The 21,126-nt window shown below is 44.8% G+C and carries 18 protein-coding genes; 12 read left to right on the top strand and 6 right to left on the bottom strand.

From position 1 onward, the window contains the following. Positions 1–246: 246 nt before the first annotated feature. From fhuB to L1D37_RS23450, 4 genes are all read right to left on the bottom strand, one after another. On the bottom strand, positions 247–2,241 hold the full coding sequence (gene fhuB / locus L1D37_RS23435; protein WP_239849296.1) for a Fe(3+)-hydroxamate ABC transporter permease FhuB: 1,995 nt from the start codon (positions 2,239–2,241) through the stop codon (positions 247–249). Beyond that, positions 2,241–3,194 carry an iron-siderophore ABC transporter substrate-binding protein gene (locus tag L1D37_RS23440; protein WP_239849297.1) on the bottom strand — a complete coding sequence of 318 codons (954 nt, stop codon included), beginning with the start codon at positions 3,192–3,194 and terminating at the stop codon, positions 2,241–2,243. The genes fhuB and L1D37_RS23440 overlap by 1 nt, the downstream gene beginning before the upstream one ends. Positions 3,195–3,285: 91 nt before the next feature. Next, a complete protein-coding gene (locus L1D37_RS23445; RefSeq protein WP_239849298.1) occupies positions 3,286–5,409 on the bottom strand; it encodes a TonB-dependent siderophore receptor in 2,124 nt (707 codons plus the stop codon). Between the two features lie 204 nt (positions 5,410–5,613). Further along, a complete protein-coding gene (locus tag L1D37_RS23450; protein ID WP_017631137.1) occupies positions 5,614–6,522 on the bottom strand; it encodes an AraC family transcriptional regulator in 909 nt (302 codons plus the stop codon). 219 nt (positions 6,523–6,741) lie between these two features. Here L1D37_RS23450 and L1D37_RS23455 point away from each other — a divergent pair, with 219 nt between their 5' ends. Beyond that, entirely contained in the window at positions 6,742–7,500 is a 759-nt protein-coding gene (locus tag L1D37_RS23455; RefSeq protein WP_239849299.1) for a siderophore ferric iron reductase, read from the top strand. Positions 7,501–7,575: 75 nt separating this feature from the next. Continuing rightward, entirely contained in the window at positions 7,576–8,361 is a 786-nt protein-coding gene (locus L1D37_RS23460; RefSeq protein WP_239849300.1) for an ABC transporter ATP-binding protein, read from the top strand. A 102-nt stretch (positions 8,362–8,463) separates the two neighbouring features. Here L1D37_RS23460 and L1D37_RS23465 read toward each other — a convergent pair whose 3' ends face one another. Next, positions 8,464–9,657, bottom strand: coding sequence for a multidrug effflux MFS transporter (locus L1D37_RS23465; protein ID WP_239849301.1), 1,194 nt, complete (start codon positions 9,655–9,657; stop codon positions 8,464–8,466). Positions 9,658–9,935: 278 nt separating this feature from the next. Here L1D37_RS23465 and L1D37_RS23470 point away from each other — a divergent pair, with 278 nt between their 5' ends. From L1D37_RS23470 to L1D37_RS23485, 4 genes are all read left to right on the top strand, one after another. Next, complete coding sequence (locus L1D37_RS23470) at positions 9,936–11,027, top strand: PQQ-dependent sugar dehydrogenase (protein ID WP_239849302.1); 1,092 nt, start codon at positions 9,936–9,938, stop codon at positions 11,025–11,027. A 449-nt stretch (positions 11,028–11,476) separates the two neighbouring features. Beyond that, a complete protein-coding gene (locus L1D37_RS23475) occupies positions 11,477–11,686 on the top strand; it encodes a cold-shock protein (RefSeq protein ID WP_010430417.1) in 210 nt (69 codons plus the stop codon). A 117-nt stretch (positions 11,687–11,803) separates the two neighbouring features. Next, complete coding sequence (locus L1D37_RS23480) at positions 11,804–12,343, top strand: YaeQ family protein (RefSeq protein ID WP_239849303.1); 540 nt, start codon at positions 11,804–11,806, stop codon at positions 12,341–12,343. Further along, a complete protein-coding gene (locus L1D37_RS23485; protein ID WP_239849304.1) occupies positions 12,336–12,935 on the top strand; it encodes a hypothetical protein in 600 nt (199 codons plus the stop codon). The genes L1D37_RS23480 and L1D37_RS23485 overlap by 8 nt, the downstream gene beginning before the upstream one ends. Positions 12,936–13,548: 613 nt before the next feature. Here L1D37_RS23485 and folE read toward each other — a convergent pair. Then, positions 13,549–14,202, bottom strand: a complete 654-nt coding sequence (gene folE / locus L1D37_RS23490; protein WP_239849305.1) for a GTP cyclohydrolase I FolE — start codon at positions 14,200–14,202, stop codon at positions 13,549–13,551. Between the two features lie 215 nt (positions 14,203–14,417). Between folE and moeA the strand changes: the two genes are divergently transcribed. From moeA to L1D37_RS23520, 6 genes are all read left to right on the top strand, one after another. After that, on the top strand, positions 14,418–15,653 hold the full coding sequence (moeA, locus tag L1D37_RS23495; protein ID WP_239849306.1) for a molybdopterin molybdotransferase MoeA: 1,236 nt from the start codon (positions 14,418–14,420) through the stop codon (positions 15,651–15,653). A gap of 12 nt (positions 15,654–15,665) precedes the next feature. Further along, complete coding sequence (moeB, locus tag L1D37_RS23500; RefSeq protein WP_239849307.1) at positions 15,666–16,415, top strand: molybdopterin-synthase adenylyltransferase MoeB; 750 nt, start codon at positions 15,666–15,668, stop codon at positions 16,413–16,415. A 252-nt stretch (positions 16,416–16,667) separates the two neighbouring features. Continuing rightward, the gene (locus L1D37_RS23505) at positions 16,668–18,803 is read left to right on the top strand and encodes an LruC domain-containing protein (RefSeq protein WP_239849308.1); all 2,136 of its coding nucleotides are present in this window, start codon (positions 16,668–16,670) and stop codon (positions 18,801–18,803) included. Positions 18,804–18,814: 11 nt separating this feature from the next. Further along, the gene (locus L1D37_RS23510) at positions 18,815–19,423 is read left to right on the top strand and encodes a hypothetical protein (protein WP_239849309.1); all 609 of its coding nucleotides are present in this window, start codon (positions 18,815–18,817) and stop codon (positions 19,421–19,423) included. Between the two features lie 176 nt (positions 19,424–19,599). After that, positions 19,600–19,914, top strand: a complete 315-nt coding sequence (locus L1D37_RS23515; protein WP_239849310.1) for a hypothetical protein — start codon at positions 19,600–19,602, stop codon at positions 19,912–19,914. A gap of 65 nt (positions 19,915–19,979) precedes the next feature. Continuing rightward, positions 19,980–20,828: a sulfurtransferase gene (locus L1D37_RS23520; protein ID WP_239849311.1), complete on the top strand. Its 849-nt coding sequence runs from the start codon at positions 19,980–19,982 to the stop codon at positions 20,826–20,828. Positions 20,829–21,126: the final 298 nt, after the last annotated feature.

Raw genomic sequence — 21,126 nt, forward strand, 5'->3', positions numbered from 1 at the left:
TGATGAACTTCTTGATGAACTTCTGTAATCGCCCATGTGGTTGTTTCCTCTTACTTGTGGTGAATAAGAGGTTACTTCTAACATGGGCACTTCTTCAGGCTATAGCCTCAAGGAGCAATCACCACCGCCCTAGGCGGTGGTTTTGAGGAGCCAATAAAAAAGGCAGTGATGGATGATTCCAATCACTGCCTTTCATACTTGTTTCGGTGATCAAAGAACTTAGCGCTTAACTTGCTAACCGTTAACTCACACTCTTCGAGATTTCAGCAACAAGAAGATGAAGTAACTACCACCGATAATCGAAACTAGTGTGCCAGCCGCGAGCTGCGCTGGAAACACCACCACTTGCCCCAGCCAGTCGGCGAATAACATCAGTGCTGCACCAATCAAAAACGATAAGATGATCTGCTCTCGAACCAAGCGAGCACCAACCATGGCAGCAATATGTGGAGCCAATAGACCAACAAAGGCGACCGGTCCCATGGTGGTTGTCACCATCGAACATAACACCGCAACAATACACAACAGAGCCACATAGGCGATGTTGATATTCAGCCCTCTTGCGCTAGCAAACTGACGGCCAGCCGCAATTAACGTCACCCAACGACTCAACAGTAAAGCAACGCAAATGCAAACAGTGATCACGATAGCCATGATCGTTGCCGCATCAGGTTCAACACGATATGTAGAGCCTGCCAACCAAGCCAGTAAAGTGTATTTCCCCTCACCAACTCGTGTTAAGGAAAACTGCACTAAAGCCTCTAACACCGCGGTCAGCGAGATACCGGTCAGAATTAAGATAGACGGAGCAAACTGATGCTTCTTGCCAAGGAACAGCAACAAACAGAGTGCAATCGCACTGCCCAAAAACGCTACCCATGGGCTTAGCGAGTGAATCGAGTATCCCATAAACAGGCTACTGAAAATCAAAGCTAGCACCGCACCTGCCGATACGCCAAGAATGTCTGGGCTCGCAAGTGGGTTGTAAACTAGCCTTTGTAAAATCACACCCGCCACAGCCAAACCGCCACCAGCGAATATTGCGGTTAACATTCTAGGCCAGCGAATAGACCACTCGAAGGCATCAGGGACAACGAAGTAGCCCATGTCTGAAGAAGGTTGTGACAATGTACTTAACGCCAGTAAACCGAAGATCATCGCGCCCAATAAGAAATAAGCCAAAGGTGAAATAGACTTTGGTCCTTTAGGCATCGAGAAGAAGAGCTGATCTTGGGCTGACATCTGCTTGCGAGCAATAATGATCAAAGCTGGAGCGCCAATCACCGCGGTTGCCGTGCCTGTTGGAATCATATCCAAAGACCATTGCGCTAAGAAAATCGCCAAGCTGTCGGTCACACAAAGCAACAGCGCACCTAACACGCAGCTTGCGATGAGTTCCGATTTCGCCTTTAAAAAACCCAAATGTCTCGCGATGTTTGGCGCAATCAAACCAATAAAGCTGATCACACCCACCGAAGTAATCGACACGGAAACCAGCCAAACACCAATCGCCATAAGTACAAAGAAGGTCGTGCCGATGTTAAGACCACGCGTAGCAGCCCCTTCTGTACCGATTGAAAGCAGAGTCAAAACTCTTGGAGCCAACAGGAAAATAGCAAAGATTGGCAGTAACTTAGGCATCAGCCAAAGCACTTGTTCCCAACCGTTCTGCCCGAGATCACCCGCTCCCCACACAAACAAGTTCTGTGCGTACTGGTCGTTAAGCAAAATAATCGCAGTTGCGAATGCGCCTAACAGTAAGTTAACCGCCATGCCCGCCAAAACAATTGGCAAGCCGCTCATGTTTTTGATGCCAACAATAGAGACAATCAGCCCCATTGCAAGCAGCGCGCCTATCAGCGCAAACCAAACCGAATATTGAGCAACCAACATTGGCGCAACCACGTTCAGAATGACCAGACCAAGCCACGCCCCTGATGATGTTCCGAGTGTTAGCGGAGACATCATACGGTTTTGCGTTAACTGCTGGAACAAACTACCTATGGTGCCGAGTGTTCCACCAACCAGAATCGCCATCACTAAACGAGGTAAGTTGACATAGATTAATGCCATCAACTCGAATGAATCATCGACCATTTTATTGAATGTAACGATGTCACTGATCTGTGAGACTTGTTGGAACAACTCACCGACAGGGCCAAATTCAGACTGGCCTAACCATAAATGAATAAGGGCGGCGATAAATAGTACCGTCCCCATCATCAAACCACTGGATTTCATTACTGCTCCGCTAACGTCAACAACGATTGCGCCATCGCTTCTGCGTTATACAAAATCGACATAGCACCGCCGTAACTCCAGCTTGCTGCTACAGGGCTAAATTGACCATTACGAACGAAAGGCATGCTCTTCCAAACCGGAGAACGATCTAACTTGTCTTGATATGGGAAAGGTTCAAAGTACAGCGCAATGCCACCCTTGACGTTCTTAAGCTCTGTCATACGCTTTTGACTGATACCCCACTGACTCGCAGGAAGATCCATCGCATTTTCGAAGCCCAGCTGTTCAAGCGCATATTGCGGAATTGAGTTGTCACCGTATATGTAAACCGAAGTCGTGCTCGCAAAACGGAAAGATGTCACTTTCGGCTTATCGCCCGGGTACGCTTTATCTAGTTCAGCTTTTAAAACCTCAAGACGCTCATCCATCGCAGCCAATTTGTTGTTCGCTTGCTCTTCTTTGCCAAGCAATTGGCCTATCTTCTTGAAATTCTCGATAGCCGCCGCCGCATTGCTGTGCTGTTCACTGTACGTTTGGTAGTAAAGTACTGGCGCGATTTCAGAGAGTCGCTCCTGAAGATCTTTCTGAGGTGAAGCGATAAGAATCACATCTGGGTTTAGCTTCTTCAAAGCAGAAAAATTAGGCTCAGTTCGAGTGCCAATATCCGCCACACCTTCTGGAATCGCAGGTTGAACAACCCAATCGGTATATCCTGCAATGTCAGGCACCGCAACTGGCGTAACACCGAGTTCAATCACTTGCTCTGCAATATCCCAGTTAAGCGCTGCCACTCTAACAGGCTGAACTTCAAGGGTTTTAATCCCCTCACTGTCTTCAACTTGGAAATCCGCCATCGCATTAAACGATAAAGCACTCGCTAACATCGTTAGAACGAGTTTTGTATTAAATTGTTTTACTTTAGAAAAATGAGAAGCTATTGGTTTTAAGCTCATATATTTGCCTACTTAATCTAAATTCGATATTTCTACAAACGACAAAAGCAGCCCAGAAAAGGCTGCTTTAAAATTGAGAATGCTAACTTAGTTAGAATTCATAGTTTACGCTTAGCTCTACAGACTGCTCAGCACCGAACCAACAGTTCGATTGGTCGTAACACGCGTAATATTCTTCGTTGAAAATATTGTTCACCGCTAGGTTCGCTGTTGCGCCAAATAGCGTATCGCTTGCTGCACCCAAATCATAACCCACCGATAAGTCGACAACCGTGTAAGACGGAACTTTACCTTGAGTATTGCTTGCGTCCATTTGCATTTCGCCAACGTAACGAGCACCTGCACTGAATCGTGAGCCTGCTAGCATGCCCTTAAATACGTTGTAGTTAGCCCACATGTTAGCTGTGTGCTCAGGTACATAGATTGGAGTCGTACCTTCTAAACCGTTGCTAGAGTCTTCGGTAATTTCCATATCAACATACGTGTATGAAGCCGCAATATCGAAGTTTTCTGTCGCAAACCAACGTCCAGACAGTTCTGCTCCTTGCGATACCACTTCACCGACTTGGATTCTTGGACCATAAACGTTTGTCGGGTCTGTCATCAACATGTCTTGCTTAACAATATGGAATAAAGAAACCGTTGCTTCTTTCGACATATCGTCGGACAGGTATTTCACACCAATCTCTGCTTGTTGTGCGTTCTCTGGATCAAACTCATTGCCCGCTTTATCAACACCCGGAGCTGGTTCGAAACTCGTCGCATAGCTTGCAAACGGTGCTAAACCATTATCAAACTGGTACAAGCCACCTAAGCGGTAAGTGAACTGCTTATGATCAGATTCATGAGCGTAGTAATCACTCTCAGATTTGTAGTGATCAAATCGCGCACCAGCGATCAGTACTAATGCGTCTAGACGAACTTGGTCTTGAACGTAGAAACCCAGCTGACTTGACGTCGTATCATCTAGATATTCACCCGTCTTAGTCACATCACTACGGTCTAGTAGATCATTGTTCGGGTTCAATGGATCAAAGCTATTGAAACCACTACCATTCGCACTGTACGACGAGTAGTTAACATTGCCATCTAGGTCTTGGTAATCTAAACCAAGCAATAAGTTGTGTTCTACTGAACCAACATTAACGATACCGCTCAATTGGTTATCAATAACAAACCCTTTAAAGCTCTCATCAGTAGAGTACAAGTAACGGTCTAGCTGGTTCGGCGTACTTGGATCGTAGCTCACATGGTAAGTGTTCTCTTGATATAGAGATGCGTCGGTATAGCGAGCATTCTGTAAGAACGTCCAATTGTTATTGAAGTCATGGTTAATCTTATAGCCAACCATCAACACTTCACGTTCGAATTTACTCCAGTTCTTGTCACCCATAGAAACAGATGGATCGCTTGCTTTCAGCACATCGAGTGGCATTGCCGAGTTGATGCCCATTGAAGGATCATTCTGGTAGTACAGATTGAAGTTGATTAACGTGTTATCGGTTGCTTGCCAGTCTACAGAAGGAGCAATTAAGTACCGCTCTTCTTCTGCATTATCAACTTGGCTATCTTGCTTGCGAGCAAGTGCGATCAAACGGTAAGAAAAATCACTGTCACCAAACTGACCTGTGGTATCAATAGACGCTTCTTGTAGATTGCGAGAGCCTGTTGCTACGCCAACTTTAGTCGACGATTCCGTTTGTGGAGCTTTAGCAATCATGTTCACCATACCACCCGGTGGCATTGCGCCGTAAAGCACAGAGGTAGGGCCCTTGAAGATCTCGACTTGCTGCATTGCGATCGGATCAATCTGCGGTTGTAGGTTCCAACCATTCAAGAATTGAAGTGAAAGACCATCGTAGTAGTTAACGTTGTTGGTAGCAAAACCACGGATAGAGTAAGAATCAAACATTGCCACCGAGCTACCACGGTTTTCAGTTACAACACCCGGTGCATAACGAAGGGCTTGATTCAGAGATTGAACACCTCGTTGCTCTAACTGTTCTTCATCAATAACGGTAATACCTTGAGGCGTTTCTTCTGGCTCAAGTGCCGACTTAGTCGCGGTATTACGATAGGCTTTACCCATAATCGTAACAGTTTCTACATTCGAATCTGCTGCTGTGGCTGTCTCTTCCGCCAAGGCTTGCGCTGAAAATGCAGTGAGCAACGCTACTGCAAGTGATGAATACTTAAAACGAGTGTGAGTGGTCATGATTCCCTCGGTACCAATGCTTAATATAAATAATAATAAATCTCATTTGCATTGTATGTATCTATGAATGGGATAATTAACAATTTGGTGCAAACTCACAAAGAACTTGGCCTATTTTCAATGGAATCAGGTCAATTGCTGATTAAAAGCACAATTGACCCTATTTTAGATGAGGTTTAACGAAAGGGTGAAACGAAGGTATGACTAGGATTTAGTAATAGGAACCCAGTATTCCATGACAGCATCTGTGGCACGAGCTTGATAGGCTAATGGGTATACTTCAAGCTCATAACCGTCAACACCTCGATAGCCAGAACTCGGCAGCCAGTTAAGTACAAACCAACTCAGAGTGTGTCTAAGGTTCTCAATCGGACCACAGTGTTTAACCACGGCATAGGTTTGCTTTGGAATGGTTAATACGTCTAACTTATCAGAGATAATGCTCGGCAATTGAGGAATTGAAATCTCATCATTCAGTTCTACTCCGGCCCAATAATGAATATTGGTACCATCAAAGCAAGATTGGGTAAGGTCAATAACACCAATAAACTGAAGTGCGTTATCGTCTGGCAGTGTCACTTCGCCTTCCAAGCGCGACCACAATTGAGGGACTTTCTCTGCAAAGTCTTGTGTCAGTGAAAACAAGCCGCTTATTTCTGAGGTGATACCTTTAACAAGGAATGACTCTCTTTCATCAATACGGACTTCGACAAAACTGAGTGGACCATTATCAGCAGCGCTTACCGTTTCAGATACTTGTATCGGTTTTCTAAGCCCTGCTCTTTTGCCCGCTTTTCTATACTGACTAGGGCTGGAACCAAACATCTGCTTAAAAGAGCGACTAAAACTAATTTCTGAATTGAATCCGAGTTCAAGCGCGATATCAATCACTCGCTCTTTGCTGTCCAACAGTTCTTCAGCCGCTTGGCTTAGCTTTAACTCTCTGACGTAGTTTGCCACGGTCAGTCCCGTTTCAGCTTGAAACACTCTTTGCAACTGCCAGCGAGACCAACAGCTCTGTTTCGCAATATCTTCTAGCGATAGTGTCGAGCTAAGATTCGCATGGATATAAGCCAATACACGGCTAATACGGTCAAATGCAGGTGTGTTCATAGTCAAGCTTTCAAACTCTCGGTAGTGGCAACAACATATTAGATTCAGAAATACTTTTTATCATTTAAAGCGACTTTTATCACTTAAAAATGACGAAGGCATACTCAATTTATAAATATCTTATATAACGAGTTCTCCAAGGGTATGCTCCATTTTGTATGGTTATCCTCGCTAAGGTTAGCTATGATAACGAAATTGATTCTCATTTAATGGTTTAAGATGCTTTCCCAGCTGCACAACATCATCACTCGTCGGAGAGCCCCTTCTCTACACCAAAAAATCTTCGCTTACTCTAAACAAGTCACGCCTTATTTGAGTGGCAGTTATGGTTCTCTGAGCAGCAGAAGCATCGCAATGACGAATGATAAGAGCCATATCGAGATCAAACGTGTTTACGATGGCTTAGCGGAAAATCACACAGAAGCAGGTAAAGCTTATTGGTTGACCCGAACTTGGGATCTCGTCTGCTGGCAGCCCATCTATGTGACCTTCGTTTCTATCTACGGCCTTCACTCGCTGCCTGATATAAAGAATATCGGTCAGTTTAGGTACAAAGAGTTCGTCACAGGGTATCGCTTCTTTAATGGTGATCATCAACACGGCTCACCTGAAGAATTGATACCTAAAGCGGGCGAAGCCATACTTGCACTTACTGAGTTTTATCGCAGCCAAATAAGTGAATGGACACGCATCCGCCCTGGTTTTACTAACCATTTGTTGGCGGATCTGCTGTTAGGCAGTTTGATCAAATTGCAGCAACATGAACCGAGCCTGACCAACGACTACATCACTGCACAAGCTAAGCTTTGGTTAGACGCATGCCAACTGCCAGAAAGTCACTTAGACAGCCTCAAGGTCGATGCCGATTCTGGGATGCTTAAACTGATTAGAGTAAGCTGCTGCCTAGTCTACAAATGCGACTCTAGGAAGTATTGCGACGATTGCCCTAGACACCCTGACAATAAAAAAACTGCGTAATATCACCATCTATTTTTAGAGACCAGTAAAGCTGCTTTTATTGAGCAGCTTTATTGGTCTAAAGACAGGACTGACATGTTTCAGCTTTCAAACATCAAAATCGTTCGTGATGAGCGAACCATTCTCTCAATTGACGAGCTTTCCATTCCGACCAATGAGCTTACCGTGGTTTTAGGTCACAATGGCTCTGGTAAATCCACTCTGGTTAACTTGCTCTCTGGGCAGATGTCACCAGACTTCGGTACTGTTGAATTAGACGATGCATCTCTCTCTTCATTAAAAAGCAAAGACTTAGCCAAGAAGATTGCGTATTTGCCACAAAAGCTTCCTGCTTCTGCAGGCTTAACGGTAGAAGAACTGGTTCGTTTAGGGCGCTTCCCTTGGCGAGGCGCGTTAGGTCGTTGGAACTCTGAAGACAAATCCATCATCCAACAAGCGATGGAGAGAACGGGCGTTGCTGAGTTTTCACAGGCGTTAGCGGACGATTTATCCGGCGGTGAACGCCAACGTGCGTGGGTCTCGATGTTGCTTGCTCAGCAGTCACCTGTGTTAATCCTCGACGAACCAACATCAGCACTGGATGTTCATCACCAATTCCAACTGATGGGTTTACTGTCTGAACTGAACAAAAAGGAAGACGTTGGTGTTATCGTGATTCTGCACGACTTGAACCTTGCGCTACGCTACGCGACACACATCGTTGCTCTGAAGAAAGGCCAAATTGCATTTGAAGGCAGCGCCGATAAGTTACTTGATGAACAGGCACTGTCTGCGTTGTATGAGTCCCCTATCCGACTGATCGACCATCCGGTTCCAGCTAAAACTGCCGCAAGCGAGAAAGTCGCTGTGGTCTGCGAATAGCTTATATTTTGGCAACTTAAACCAAAAAGCTGAACATTGAAAAGGCCATTGAAATTCATCACTTCAATGGCCTTTTTAGTTTGGATTCGCTAACTATTTTAACTAGCTAAGCTGAGAATCTCTAGCTTCTTGGCTACTAAAGCCACGTAGAATATTAAACAGGGTAATCACAGTGAATAATGCAATGACCAGTGATAAATGCCACGCCTCTCCTAATCCAAGCTTAACCAAACCCATACTGACAATCGAAGACACGACCATTTGACCACCGCCCGACATCGCAGCAGCCGCGCCTGCATTCTTCTTGTAAGGCAGCATCACCAAAGCTTGAGCACAAGGCAGCGCAATACCATTACCGAGTATCATCAGAAACTGGCCAATCATTAGATACAAAGGTTCAAGAGGACAGAAGAAAAGCCACAACGCAGCAGAGATGTGTAACACAGGCGTGCACAGCAGTGTTTTCTTATTGCCTAATATTGGACGAATACGGTTACACAAGCTAGTTCCGCCAAGCATGCCCAACGCAGGAATCACCGCCCACATAGCGTATTCGTCAGACGTCATACCGATCTGGTTCTGCATGATAAACGGCATCACCGACACAGTGGTGATCATCAAACTAAAGTTAAGCCAGCCAATGCTCGCAAAACTCATAAAGTAGCGAGAAGTGAGTAGCTCTTTGTATTGCAACGCCATTTTCTTCGGTGAAGGAATCGCAGAGAACTGAGTAACGGTTTCTTTGAATTTGAACGCCAATACCCCCCAAGCCAATGAGACATACCCAAGTAGCGAGATGAATACCATACTCCAGCCAAAGTGGAAGTTGATAAACCCACCGATAACAGGCGCAATCAGAGGAGTGATAGACGCAACCATTGCGATATAGGACATCGCCAAGGGTAAGTCAGCTCCGCTGAACCTATCCCTTGTGGAAGCGCGAGCAAGCACAGCACAACAGCCCGTACCTAAGCCTTGCAGGAATCGTCCCATCACCATACTGGTAAACGAGTGGCTGAAAAAGATGATCATCAAAAGGCCAAGCATGGCGAGTAGCAGGCCACTCAAGAGCACCTTTTTACGTCCTAAAGCGTCTGAAATTGGGCCATAAATAAACTGAGATGGGCCAAAACCCAACAAATACACACTCACCAGAAGCTGAGCTTGCTCTAGTGAGACATCAAAATCTTTGGCGATCCAAGGTAAAGAAGGAAACACCAAACCCATGCTGAGTTGGCCAATACTGATGACCAAACACGCCAGTAAAATCGACTTAAAATCGAATCGACGACTCATGATGCAGCACGCGGGGTTAAAAAGAGACTTGGGTCATCAACCTGACAACATGAAGGTGCGTAAAGTAGTGAGCATGTTGCAGGTGTGGTATTCATGGTGCTCCGAAAGGAATCAATTAGAGTTTGGCAGGGTAAACATACGTGAGCTTGTATAATCATACAATACTGACTGAACTAAATATGTGAATAGTGACTTTTCACTTGCCCTAGTTACCTTAGCTATCTACTTTCCGAGCGCAAGCTAAACTAATACAACGTCATGACAATCAAGGGACTTCAATGAACACATCTCATCGTATTCGTTCTTCTGCACTTGCAATCATCGCATCAGGCGTCATCGCTTCAACCCCAGTGTTTGCATGGCAAGCTGAGAAGATCACAGACGGTCTCGTAATCCCATGGGGCCTAGCTTATGTCGATGACAACTCTATGCTTCTCACAGAAAAAGCAGGCGTCATTAAACACATTGATCTGAAGTCGGGAGAGCAAAATACACTGTTCAGGCTACCCAATGTATGGGCAAAAGGACAAGGTGGTCTGCTGGATATCACGCTATCCCCTTTTGAAGAAGACAAGTTCTATGTTACCTACAGTAAAGACGTCGATGGCGAAGGCGTAACCACACTCGCTTCTGTTACATACAAAGATGATGAAGTAACCAATTGGCAAGATGTGTTTGTTTCTAAGTCGAGAACCGACACAGGTCGTCACTTTGGCAGTCGCATTACCTTTGACGATAGTCACCTGTACTTTTCCATTGGTGATCGTGGTGACCGAGACAACGGTCAAAACACCTTAACCCATGCTGGTTCGATATTGCGATTAAATGCCGATGGAAGCACACCAAGCGACAACCCTTTCACAGATAACGACCAGATTCTCAATGAGATTTGGAGTTTCGGTCACCGCAACCCACAAGGGCTTATCTATGACTTTCCAAGTCAAAAGCTTTGGTCTATTGAACACGGTCCCCGTGGCGGTGATGAAATCAACCTAATAAAAGCCGGAGCCAACTACGGGTGGCCAGTGACTTCGCACGGCAAAGAGTATTGGGGCCCTATCAGCGTCGGTGATTCGGAAACCAAAGAAGGAATCGAAGCGCCTAAAAAGGTATACATTCCCTCGATCGCACCGGGCAGTTTGATCGTCTACCAAGGCGAAAAGTACCCAGAACTGCAAGGTAAACTGTTGGCAGGGGCACTCAAACTTACCCACATCAATATCGTCACAGTCAACGAGCAAGGTGAGGCAATAAAAGAAGAGCGCATTCTAGAAGACTTAGGGGAAAGGATTAGAGACATCGAAACCTCACCAAACGGTGACATCTATTTTAGTACTGACAACGGCAACCTTTACCGACTGAAAAAATAACCTGATCCTCTTTAAAATTCGAGACACGATACTGCCAACGCAGTTTATAAATAAAAGCCGTTAAAGCTGGGCTAAAAGTCCAATTAACGGCTCACTCACTGCAAAATAAAATGTGCCAAAACAGTGCAACGACTCTAATTTTGTCATCAAACGTACCTATGTTTTTCACAAAAACGACAAGAAATCACCATACAACTGTAACTCCATGATATTTAAGGAATGCAAAGTTTGACTACCCCCAAGTTTCTGCAACCTTTCCCTATGTATTCGATTGACTATCCCCTGATTTGATTTAGACTCGTTTCCGGCTAGAAAGAAAGTTCTTTGTATATAAACATTTCGTTGGATTACTAGTAACCCCGTTGTGTTGTACGCAATAGCAATAAACTTTTCCGCGCTATCAGTGCCACAATTGGCTCAAAATAAAAATTTAATTTTAGGATATCATCATGTCTAACACAGTTACTGGTACAGTAAAGTGGTTCAACGAAACTAAAGGCTTCGGCTTCATTCAACAAGAAAACGGCCCAGACGTATTCGCACACTTCTCTGCTATCACAGGCGACGGTTTCAAAACTCTTGCTGAAGGCCAAAAAGTTGAGTTCGTAGTATCTCAAGGTCAAAAAGGCCCACAAGCTGACAGCATCAAAGTACTTTAATTTAGTATTTTAAAGCTTTCTAAAAATAGCCAGCCTCTGCTGGCTATTTTTTTACCCGCTATTCAGAGATTTAAGGTAATATTCCCCTTCACTATTTCTACCTAAGACACCTCCTCAATGGCTCTTAAACCGACAATCTACAAGTTTCGTATCTCTTTAACCGATATGAATCGCGACTATTACGACTCTTTTAATCTAACGGTTGCACAACATCCCTCTGAAACAGAACAGCGAATGATGGCTCGTATCATGGCTTTTTGTATCAATGCATCTCCTGAACTTGAGTTCACTAAAGGGTTGTCTAGCATTGAAGAACCAGATTTATGGCAGAAGTCTTTAGATGACCAGATCTTAGAATGGGTTGATGTGGGCGAACCGGATCCAGAACGTGTTAAGAAAGCGACTCGTCTATCTAAATCTGTGCGCGTATTCAGCTTCAACACTAAGTCAAATGTTTGGTGGGAACAGAACAAAGGCAAATTCGGTTACCTAAAAGCTCAAATCGTTCGTCTAGATAACGAAGGTATCGAGCAATTAGCAGCAATGACACAACGTACAATGGATCTTTCAGTGATGCTGACGGGTAACTCGGCGTTCGTAAATAGCGACACGCAATCAGCTGAAGTAACGTGGGAAGAGCTACAAAGTAATGACTGAGCTACCAACTAACAGTCAGCAGAAACTTGAAGCAAACCAGCAAGCTAAAACTAAACTCTACGTTTGTTTGAAAGAGTCTGGTTTAGACTCAGTAACTGCGATTGCGACAGGTTGTGAGAAAGAGCTAGCGTCTTTTATCGACGAAAACTATGCTCTGTTTAAACACGCTTGTGAGAATAAGCCTGATAATTCAGAACGTCAGACACTGCTTGGTCTACTGACGAAAGAACATATCGACGCAAGCTATCGCTTTGAGAGTAACAAAGATGCTAGCGAAGCGATGCAAAATGTCTTCGATAATACGGTAGGCAGTGAGCACAGCGACAAGTTTCAAAACTCGAACTCTCAGCAGTTAAAGTTGGTAACGCATTTATGGTTGTTCATTCAAGGTAGACTTGGCATGGATTACAGCCTAGCCAATGATCACGCGGCAGCAACCGCCAAACTGCTGTCTCGCTTATCAAGAAGCACAGACGACGAAATCCGTGTTGAGTTTATGGCGAGTTTTTATGATGGCTTGAACATCTATCAAGCAGAGAACAAGCCGTCTGGACTTGTTCATCGCTTCAAGCGTTTGTTTAACCTGTCTTAAGCACTCCACCAGCTTCTGTATCAAAATTTGCGCTTTATAGGTTCTGTAGAGCGCATCTATTCCCAACCACCGTTTCCACGATCAATTCAGCGCATAAAAGCAGATTCCCTATTACGCTAGTTCCTCGCTTTAGGGAATGACGAACGTGTGTGCTCCAAATTTATTGGGTGCGTTTCACGTAAACACTTTCACCACTACTCTCAAGATTCAACGGAATAAACTCATCGAAACACTTCTGCATTAACACGCCAATAACCACCGTCATCCTCGAGAAGGAGGAACGACTGAGTCGGGGATCTCCAACCAACAACACCAACAAACGAGCCTCATAGAAGCAGATTCCCCAATATTCTCAGTCATCCCCGAGAAGGAGGAACGACTGAGTCGGGGACCTCATACCAAGCCAGAAAGCACACAAAACAACAGATTCCCTACTCGCTCATTCTTCACTCTAGGGAATGACGACATTGGTTCACCTCATTCTGAGAGCCTGCTCTAAGCTTAAGGGGTTGAGAGTGAGGAGGACCATATAATTAAGCCCCGCGAGTGCGAGGCTTAGAATCTTGGTTGTCGATTTATTGAGGCTAAATCGTACTTATCACATCACAGGCGATTAACGTAGGCCATGCAAGAACTCGTGACGTGTCGCTGGGTTAGATTTAAAAATACCGCCCAATGCTGTGGTTGTTGTTTCACTGGTTGCATCCATTACACCGCGTGATTTCACGCAGTAGTGAACCGCATCAATAGTTACAGCAACATCTTCTGTTTCAAGCAAGGTCTGCAAAGCGACAAGGATCTGCTGAGTCATGCGCTCTTGAACTTGTGGACGCTGTGCAAAGAAGCGCACGATACGGTTGATCTTAGACAGACCTATGATTTTACCACGAGGGATGTAAGCGACTGCAGTCTTACCATCAATCGTCACTAAGTGGTGCTCACAAGTACTAGTCACGGTAATGTCTTTTACACGTACCATCTCACGAACGCCCATCTTGTTTTCAATTACAGTAATTTTAGGGAAATTTGCGTAATCTAAACCAGAGAAAATCTCATCCACATACATTTTAGCAATGCGGTGTGGCGTTTCTTCCAGACTATCATCCGTAAGATCAAGTTCGAGTAGAGTGAGAATCTCACGCATATGGTGTTCGATTCGTTCCTTTTTCTCTTCTCGGCTAACCTGGTTTGGATTCATTGGTGTCTCTAAACCACGGCTTGCTAGCGCATCTTTAACCAACTTCGCTGATTCGCTAAGACCTGACATTGAACTTCCTCTTTTATTACCCCTTCTGGATGGCAAACAAGGATACTCGTAATTTTGAATAAATACACCCATATTTTAAGGGAGGTCATTATTTACGGGGCTTAAACTGTGCTAGAGTGACTAGAATTTCGTTGGCGAATCAAGTGTTCTGAACATTCTTCAACCACCATTGCCAACCACAAAATCAAAACAATAACGATCAAAGGATTTCAATTATGGGCTGTTGCGACGCTCCGGGCTTAATGCCAATTGAAGAAGCACTAGATAAGCTGCTGTCACCAATCAAACCTATTCAAACGACTCTAACGCTGCCATTGGCGGATGCATTGGGCTACGTTCTTGCTGAAGACATACTCTCCCCTATTTTTGTACCTCCTTTTGATAACTCAGCAATGGACGGTTACGCGTTGCGTTTAGCGGACCTAGAAAACGGTAAAGTACTGCCATTGGCGGGTAAATCTTTTGCAGGTCAACCATTTGAGGGCGAATGGCCAAGCAATACCTGTATTCGCATTATGACTGGTGCAAAAATCCCCGAAGGCTGTGATGCCGTCATCATGCAAGAAAATACTCGCGAAACCGATACGGGCATTGAGATTCAGCAAGATGACATCAAACTGAACAACAACATTCGCCCAACGGGTGACGACATCAAACAAGGTGACATCGTTCTTAGCCGTGGCGAACGTTTAACACCTCGCGACATTCCGATGATAGCTTCACTCGGTGTGAGCCATCTGACTGTTGCGCACAAACCTAAAGTCGCTTTCTTCTCTACTGGCGATGAGCTAAAACCGTTAGGTCAGCCGCTTGAAGATGGTCAAATCTACGATAGCAACCGCTACGGCATTAAACCGCTTATTGAAGCATTTGGTTGCGAAGCGATTGACCTAGGCATTATTCCTGACTGCCCTGCAACGCTTAAAGAGACCTTTGTAAAAGCTCAAGAGTTAGCAGATGTTGTCGTGACATCTGGTGGCGTAAGTGTCGGCGAAGCGGATTACACCAAAGATATTCTTGAAGAGCTTGGCGAAATCGGCTTTTGGAAACTAGCAATCAAACCGGGTAAACCATTCGCTTTTGGTGAGTTAGACAACGCTTGGTTCTGTGGCCTTCCGGGTAACCCAGTTTCTGCAATGATGACCATGTACGTGTTAGTTCAACCTATGCTGGCTAAACTTGCAGGTCATACTGCGTGGAGCGCACCAGAATCTATTCCTGCAACAACTAAATCGGCATTCAAAAAAGGTCCAGGTCGTACGGATTATCAGCGTGGTATCTACTCGATTGAAAACGGTCAATTTGTTGTAGAAACAACAGGTAACCAAAGCTCTGGTGCTTTCCGCTCAATGAGCCTAGCAAACTGCTTTGTGGTACTAGAGCGCGAACGTGGCCGCGTGGAAGTGGGTGAAACAGTTCAGATTCAACTGTTTAACTCTACGCTTTACTAACGAGGCTTGCTGATGGAAATACTTTCTGACGCAGAGATGCTTCGTTATAACCGCCAGATCATCCTTAAGCAGTTTGATTTCGAGGGCCAAGAAGCATTGAAACAGGGCTCAATCTTGGTGTTAGGTGCAGGTGGCTTAGGCTGCGCTTCTGCTCAATATCTTGCAACAGCAGGTATTGGTAAGCTAACGCTAATCGATGATGATGTTGTTGAGCTTTCAAATCTGCAGCGACAAGTCCTTCACACTGATGCTGATATTGGTAAGAAGAAGGTCGACTCAGCCGCAGAATCACTGCAGGTGTTAAACCCACACCTTAAAGTTGAGACCGTCGATCACAGACTTGATGACGAGGTACTGGCGAAGCTCATTGAAGCACATTCACTCGTGCTTGATGCCAGCGATAACGTCGAAACGCGCAATCAATTGAACCGCTTATGTTACGCATCAAAAACGCCACTGGTTTCTGGCGCTGCGATTCGCATGGAAGGTCAGATTAGCGTATTCACTTATCAAGATGAAAATGCACCGTGTTACCAATGCTTAAGCGCTCTGTTCGGCAATGCAGCTCTAAGCTGTGTTGAAGCCGGAGTGATGGCGCCAGTGGTTGGTATGGTGGGCGCAGCTCAAGCTCTAGAAGCAATTAAGGTGATTGCTAAATTTGGACAGCCCAAACAAGGTAAGCTTCTAATTCTCGATGCCATGTCACACAGCTGGCGCGAGATGAATTTGATGAAGATGCCTAGCTGTTCGGTGTGTGGATAGACTAAACCATATCCCCCTATCGAGAACCTAAGCCTTGACTATGAGTCGGGGCTTTTTTATGTCTTAAATTTAGCGTCTACTCAGGGTTATCAATTTGAAATAATTATTAAGGGATTAGTTTCATTTGAATTCTCATTTTGAGAAAACAACAAAAACTTGAATTGCTTAAAATAAAAACCCATAAAATCATAAACTTAAAAATGGCACATTACTTGATTAAGTATCTAGACCTTCCATCACAAGGATGTAGATATGAGAATTACAACGTTAAGTTTGCTATTAAGTGCGCCACTGGTCGCCAACGCAGCGCCATTCGATACTTGCCCTAGTAAGGCATACCTTTTTCAATCCACTCCAGTTCAAGTCTGGGGAGTCAACCTCGTTACTGGTTCAACTACCCTACTAGAAGACGATACGGGGATGAACGCTAACATCAACGGTGTTGGTTTTGATTTCGAAGACAGATACATCTACGGTTATGACACCACTAACAAGCGCTTGGTGCGCCTAGGCAAGGACTTCCAAGCGGAAGTTATCAACACCAGTGGACTGCCAACAGACCATACCTTCTATGTGGGTGACGTTTACGATCATGTTTACTACCTGTACCGCACTGGTAAAGGGCTGTTCACAGTTGATCTATCACCTTTAGATACCGATCCAAATGCGACAGTTACCGTTAACAAAATTGTAGGCAGCCCAGCAACTGTGAAATTAACTGATTTCGCTTTCCACCCAAGCGATGGCTCTCTATATGGTATCGATAATAACTCTGGTGGCTTATACAGCTTCAACCCTACAACTGGTGCCGAAACCTACATCGGCGATACCGGAGAAACAGGTACGTTCGGTGCAGGTTATTTTGATGTAAACGGCTACTACTACGTATCTCGAAATCAAGACGGTAAGATCTACCGTATCAACCTATCTCCAGACAATGCAGCCAATATCGCTGCTGGGATTGTTCCTGCCGTTGAATTTGTATCAAACGGCCCAGCTTCTAACCAAAACGATGGTGCACGATGTGCTAATGCCCCTGTTGTTGATGAAGATTCCAACATCGACTTCGGTGATGCACCAGACAGCTACCTTACTCTGCTCGCAAGTAATGGTCCTCGACATGAACTTGATGGCATCACTTGGTTAGGTACAGACGCACCCGACGCTGACCTTGATGGCTACGTAACACCGCAATCGGATGAAAGTGTTGGTATTGATGACGAGTGGGCAAACGGTGGTATCGGTTTTGTTACCGCACTTGAAGCCGGACTCGATTCAAAAGTTGTGATTGAAGCTTCAACGACTGGTTACCTTTCAGCTTGGATTGATTGGAACCAAGATGGCAGCTTCGACGGCGCTAATGAGCAGGTATTTACCGACTACCAACTGGATGCGGGCGAGAATGACTTGTTCCTTAATGTTGATATCAACGCACTAACAGGGACAACTTGGGCTCGTTTCAGATTCAGTCAACAAACCAACCTGAGCTACTTTGGTGGTTCAACATCTGGTGAGGTGGTTGATATTCAAGTCGATGTTCTTAATGACGGTGCCACAGCTCGTTACTTCCCAAGCGCTTCGGGTTACGCGACCTTGGCGTATGAAGACAACTGGCCTTATAAAGCCGACTACGATATGAATGATGCCGTGATTATGTATCGAATCACAGAAATCCTAAAAGACGGAAAAGTAGTGAAATCCACTATCGACGGTCGCCTAGCTGCTGTTGGTGCAACCTATAGAAATGGTTTCGCTGTTCGCTTACCAAACCTTGCTCCAAGCTCGGTAGACAGCGGTAATTCTTACATGAAACACAATGGCGTCTTTACTGACTTAGACATGGAGGACGGACGTAGTGAGGCGATATTTATTGCCGCCGAAGATTTAACGTCTAAAACAGAAACATCATGTACCTTCTATCGAACCAGTAACTCATGTAAAGACGACGAACAGTTCTCTTTCCAAATAGGAATCAGCTTATCAGGCGATGGTATCAGTACTGATACATGGACAGATATGCCTTACGACCCGTTTATCTTTGCAACACCTGGCTACTATCACGGTGAAAATCTACCTCTGCACCCAGGACGCAGTTGGGAAGTTCACCTACCAGACCAAGCACCAACGGAAGCCTTTGATACCGATAACCTCTTTGAAGCTGGATTAGGTGTCGATGACAGTAACCCATCAACAGGTAAATATTTCAAAACGGCAGAGAACCACCCTTGGGCACTGATCATCACGTCAACCGATGAGTGGCAATGGCCTCAAGAGTATGTGGATATTGTTACCGCTTACCCTGAGTTCAAACAATACGCAGAGTCCGGTGGTGACACGAATCAAACGTGGCATGAATCACCTGCAGACAACCAATGCTACGTGCCATAAGGAGAAACGCTATGACTATTCAAAATAAACAATATCGAAAAGCTCATTGCGTTGCTTCAAGTCGCAATCTATCTGAGGAAAATCGTATGTCTGCACAAAGCACTTGGAATATGAAGAAATCGTTGGCTGTTATTTTAGCTGTCACTCCACTGGTATTAGTTGGTTGTGGGGGCGGCGGTGGAGGCGGCGGCAGTGCATCTACGCCATCACCAGCAACACCGTCGACTCCCGCTGCGCCTTCCACGCCAGTGACGGCAACGCCTTCTCCGGTAACAAGTGCGGCAGCAACACCAACCTATACGATGAGTGATGTGGTTGTGCCCGATGGCTTTGATTACAGCTCAATTGAGCAATTTGATCTCGACATCGACATCAGTAGCATTTCAACCGCTCGCTCTTTTGTCACCGTTTATAGCCGTTTTAGCACACGAGATGACTCTACCTTGAAACCGGACTACTCAAGTAAAGTGATTGCAGGCTCGTTAAACAATGGCGTGTTTGCCTCTAACTTTACTGCCCCTGTGAACCACGACTCTCTCTTGGTCGAAATTTGGTTCTACGATGGTCAACCACCATTACAACAAGTGGTATCGAGCACGGATTCTCAAATCGTTTGGTAAGAGCTTTTAGTTAAGAGTTTTTCATGACTCATTACTGATAACTTTAAAGTGAGCTGCAATGCTCACTTTTTGTTTGGGTTCGAATCTAGAGTGAGTTCATTTTTTCTGATTGACTTGATTCACTTTAACGCCGATCTCTCTTATATTTTCAAGATAACCTTCAAAGACTTACTCTCATGAAACAGTTAAAAATAGGTCTATTTATCTTAATATGTGGTGTGGGCGTACTGTTGGCTCTTACCTATTTCCCTTTGACATCAGAGACAGGACAACGCATTCAAGCCAAAGTGATTTCGAATACCCTCACTCAATCACTAGACGGACACAGACGTTACCTCACCGTTCAGACAGAAGATGATGAAGTATTTCGCGTTTCTATTGCACCCACCACAGACTGCCCTATTGATTCTGTGGTCGCGCTTGATACATTAAACAATCAAATAACCGGACAAAGCAGTTATCAGTTCATCCACTGTAGAGCTGCGCCTTAGTCGTCGATATAACAACAGTAATAACTACAACAGTAATAACTACAACAAGAATGGATATAAGAAGAATGAATCAGCCACTCATTTCACCGGAACAGCTTCAACAACGTTTGCTAGAACAAGACAACATCATCCTCCTAGACGCCAGTATCGAATTTCAGATCCCAAGTGAGTCGGAAAAGATCAAAGGACAAATGATTCCTGGTGCTATTCGTTTTGATTACGACAAAGATTTTTGCAACAAACACACCTTGCTTCCTCACATGTTCCCTTCCGAAAAACACTTCAACACTCGTGCTCGCGAAATTGGTATGAATCAAGACAGTACGATTGTGGTTTACGATAACTCTGGAACCTTTGCTTCGCCTCGTGCGTGGTGGATGTTTATGGCGATGGGGCATAAAAACGTTTACATATTAGATGGTGGTCTACCTGCATGGATCGAAGCGGGTTACACCACAGACACTTCGTACAGAACTGAAGCAACACCGGGTAACTTCGAAGGTCATATTCAAGACAACTACTTTGTAAATGCTCAGCAAATCCAAAGTTACTCCGATGCTAAGAGTGCAAACATTCTAGATGCGCGTTCACAAGCTCGTTTCGATTCAGAAGTACCAGAGCCACGTGAAGGCTTGCGCAGTGGCCATATTCCAAATTCTATTTGTTTGCCATTCGCACAAGTATTGAATGCAGGCAAATTGAAATCCCAAAAAGAGCTATCCGACATATTTTCAACGTTAGCTTTAAACCCATCTCAACCTATGTTCTTTAGTTGTGGTTCCGGTGTGACGGCCTGCATCATTCTACTGGCCGCTAAACTGGCGGGATACTCGGGCGAAATGGGCGTTTACGACGGCTCATGGACTGAATGGGGTGCTAACGAACAATTACCTATCGCTGTGACCAAAAAGTAATTCAACTTCGCTAACTGCTACTGTTAGAATATACTGCACATGCATAAAGGGCTTACTGTTAGTGATGACTTAACATCTCACTGAGTAAGCTCTTTGCTTTGCGGTAACGCTATATTCGTTTGAGACCAAATCTCAATTAGCACTGTTCTTTTATTAATCTGTATAAATTTGCAAAGCATAAATCGTGAGCAATCATGCACTAATCGTTATTGCTCGTGTGAATATTAATATTTCACTCAAGAATCTTCGTTCGTAGTCGTTACACTATTTAATCATTGATACTTTCATCATTGGCGTT

Origin of the sequence: Vibrio sp. Isolate33 (assembly GCF_022397895.1) — a bacterium.
Lineage (GTDB): Bacteria > Pseudomonadota > Gammaproteobacteria > Enterobacterales > Vibrionaceae > Vibrio > Vibrio pomeroyi.

What these genes read in the sequence shown, in the direction of transcription:
- fhuB (WP_239849296.1), bottom strand. Translation starts at nt 2,241, where the DNA reads ATGAAATCCAGTGGTTTGATGATGGGGACGGTACTATTTATCGCCGCC.
- L1D37_RS23440 (WP_239849297.1), bottom strand. Translation starts at nt 3,194, where the DNA reads ATGAGCTTAAAACCAATAGCTTCTCATTTTTCTAAAGTAAAACAATTT.
- L1D37_RS23445 (WP_239849298.1), bottom strand. Translation starts at nt 5,409, where the DNA reads ATGACCACTCACACTCGTTTTAAGTATTCATCACTTGCAGTAGCGTTG.
- L1D37_RS23450 (WP_017631137.1), bottom strand. Translation starts at nt 6,522, where the DNA reads ATGAACACACCTGCATTTGACCGTATTAGCCGTGTATTGGCTTATATC.
- L1D37_RS23455 (WP_239849299.1), top strand. Translation starts at nt 6,742, where the DNA reads ATGCTTTCCCAGCTGCACAACATCATCACTCGTCGGAGAGCCCCTTCT.
- L1D37_RS23460 (WP_239849300.1), top strand. Translation starts at nt 7,576, where the DNA reads ATGTTTCAGCTTTCAAACATCAAAATCGTTCGTGATGAGCGAACCATT.
- L1D37_RS23465 (WP_239849301.1), bottom strand. Translation starts at nt 9,657, where the DNA reads ATGAGTCGTCGATTCGATTTTAAGTCGATTTTACTGGCGTGTTTGGTC.
- L1D37_RS23470 (WP_239849302.1), top strand. Translation starts at nt 9,936, where the DNA reads ATGAACACATCTCATCGTATTCGTTCTTCTGCACTTGCAATCATCGCA.
- L1D37_RS23475 (WP_010430417.1), top strand. Translation starts at nt 11,477, where the DNA reads ATGTCTAACACAGTTACTGGTACAGTAAAGTGGTTCAACGAAACTAAA.
- L1D37_RS23480 (WP_239849303.1), top strand. Translation starts at nt 11,804, where the DNA reads ATGGCTCTTAAACCGACAATCTACAAGTTTCGTATCTCTTTAACCGAT.
- L1D37_RS23485 (WP_239849304.1), top strand. Translation starts at nt 12,336, where the DNA reads ATGACTGAGCTACCAACTAACAGTCAGCAGAAACTTGAAGCAAACCAG.
- folE (WP_239849305.1), bottom strand. Translation starts at nt 14,202, where the DNA reads ATGTCAGGTCTTAGCGAATCAGCGAAGTTGGTTAAAGATGCGCTAGCA.
- moeA (WP_239849306.1), top strand. Translation starts at nt 14,418, where the DNA reads ATGGGCTGTTGCGACGCTCCGGGCTTAATGCCAATTGAAGAAGCACTA.
- moeB (WP_239849307.1), top strand. Translation starts at nt 15,666, where the DNA reads ATGGAAATACTTTCTGACGCAGAGATGCTTCGTTATAACCGCCAGATC.
- L1D37_RS23505 (WP_239849308.1), top strand. Translation starts at nt 16,668, where the DNA reads ATGAGAATTACAACGTTAAGTTTGCTATTAAGTGCGCCACTGGTCGCC.
- L1D37_RS23510 (WP_239849309.1), top strand. Translation starts at nt 18,815, where the DNA reads ATGACTATTCAAAATAAACAATATCGAAAAGCTCATTGCGTTGCTTCA.
- L1D37_RS23515 (WP_239849310.1), top strand. Translation starts at nt 19,600, where the DNA reads ATGAAACAGTTAAAAATAGGTCTATTTATCTTAATATGTGGTGTGGGC.
- L1D37_RS23520 (WP_239849311.1), top strand. Translation starts at nt 19,980, where the DNA reads ATGAATCAGCCACTCATTTCACCGGAACAGCTTCAACAACGTTTGCTA.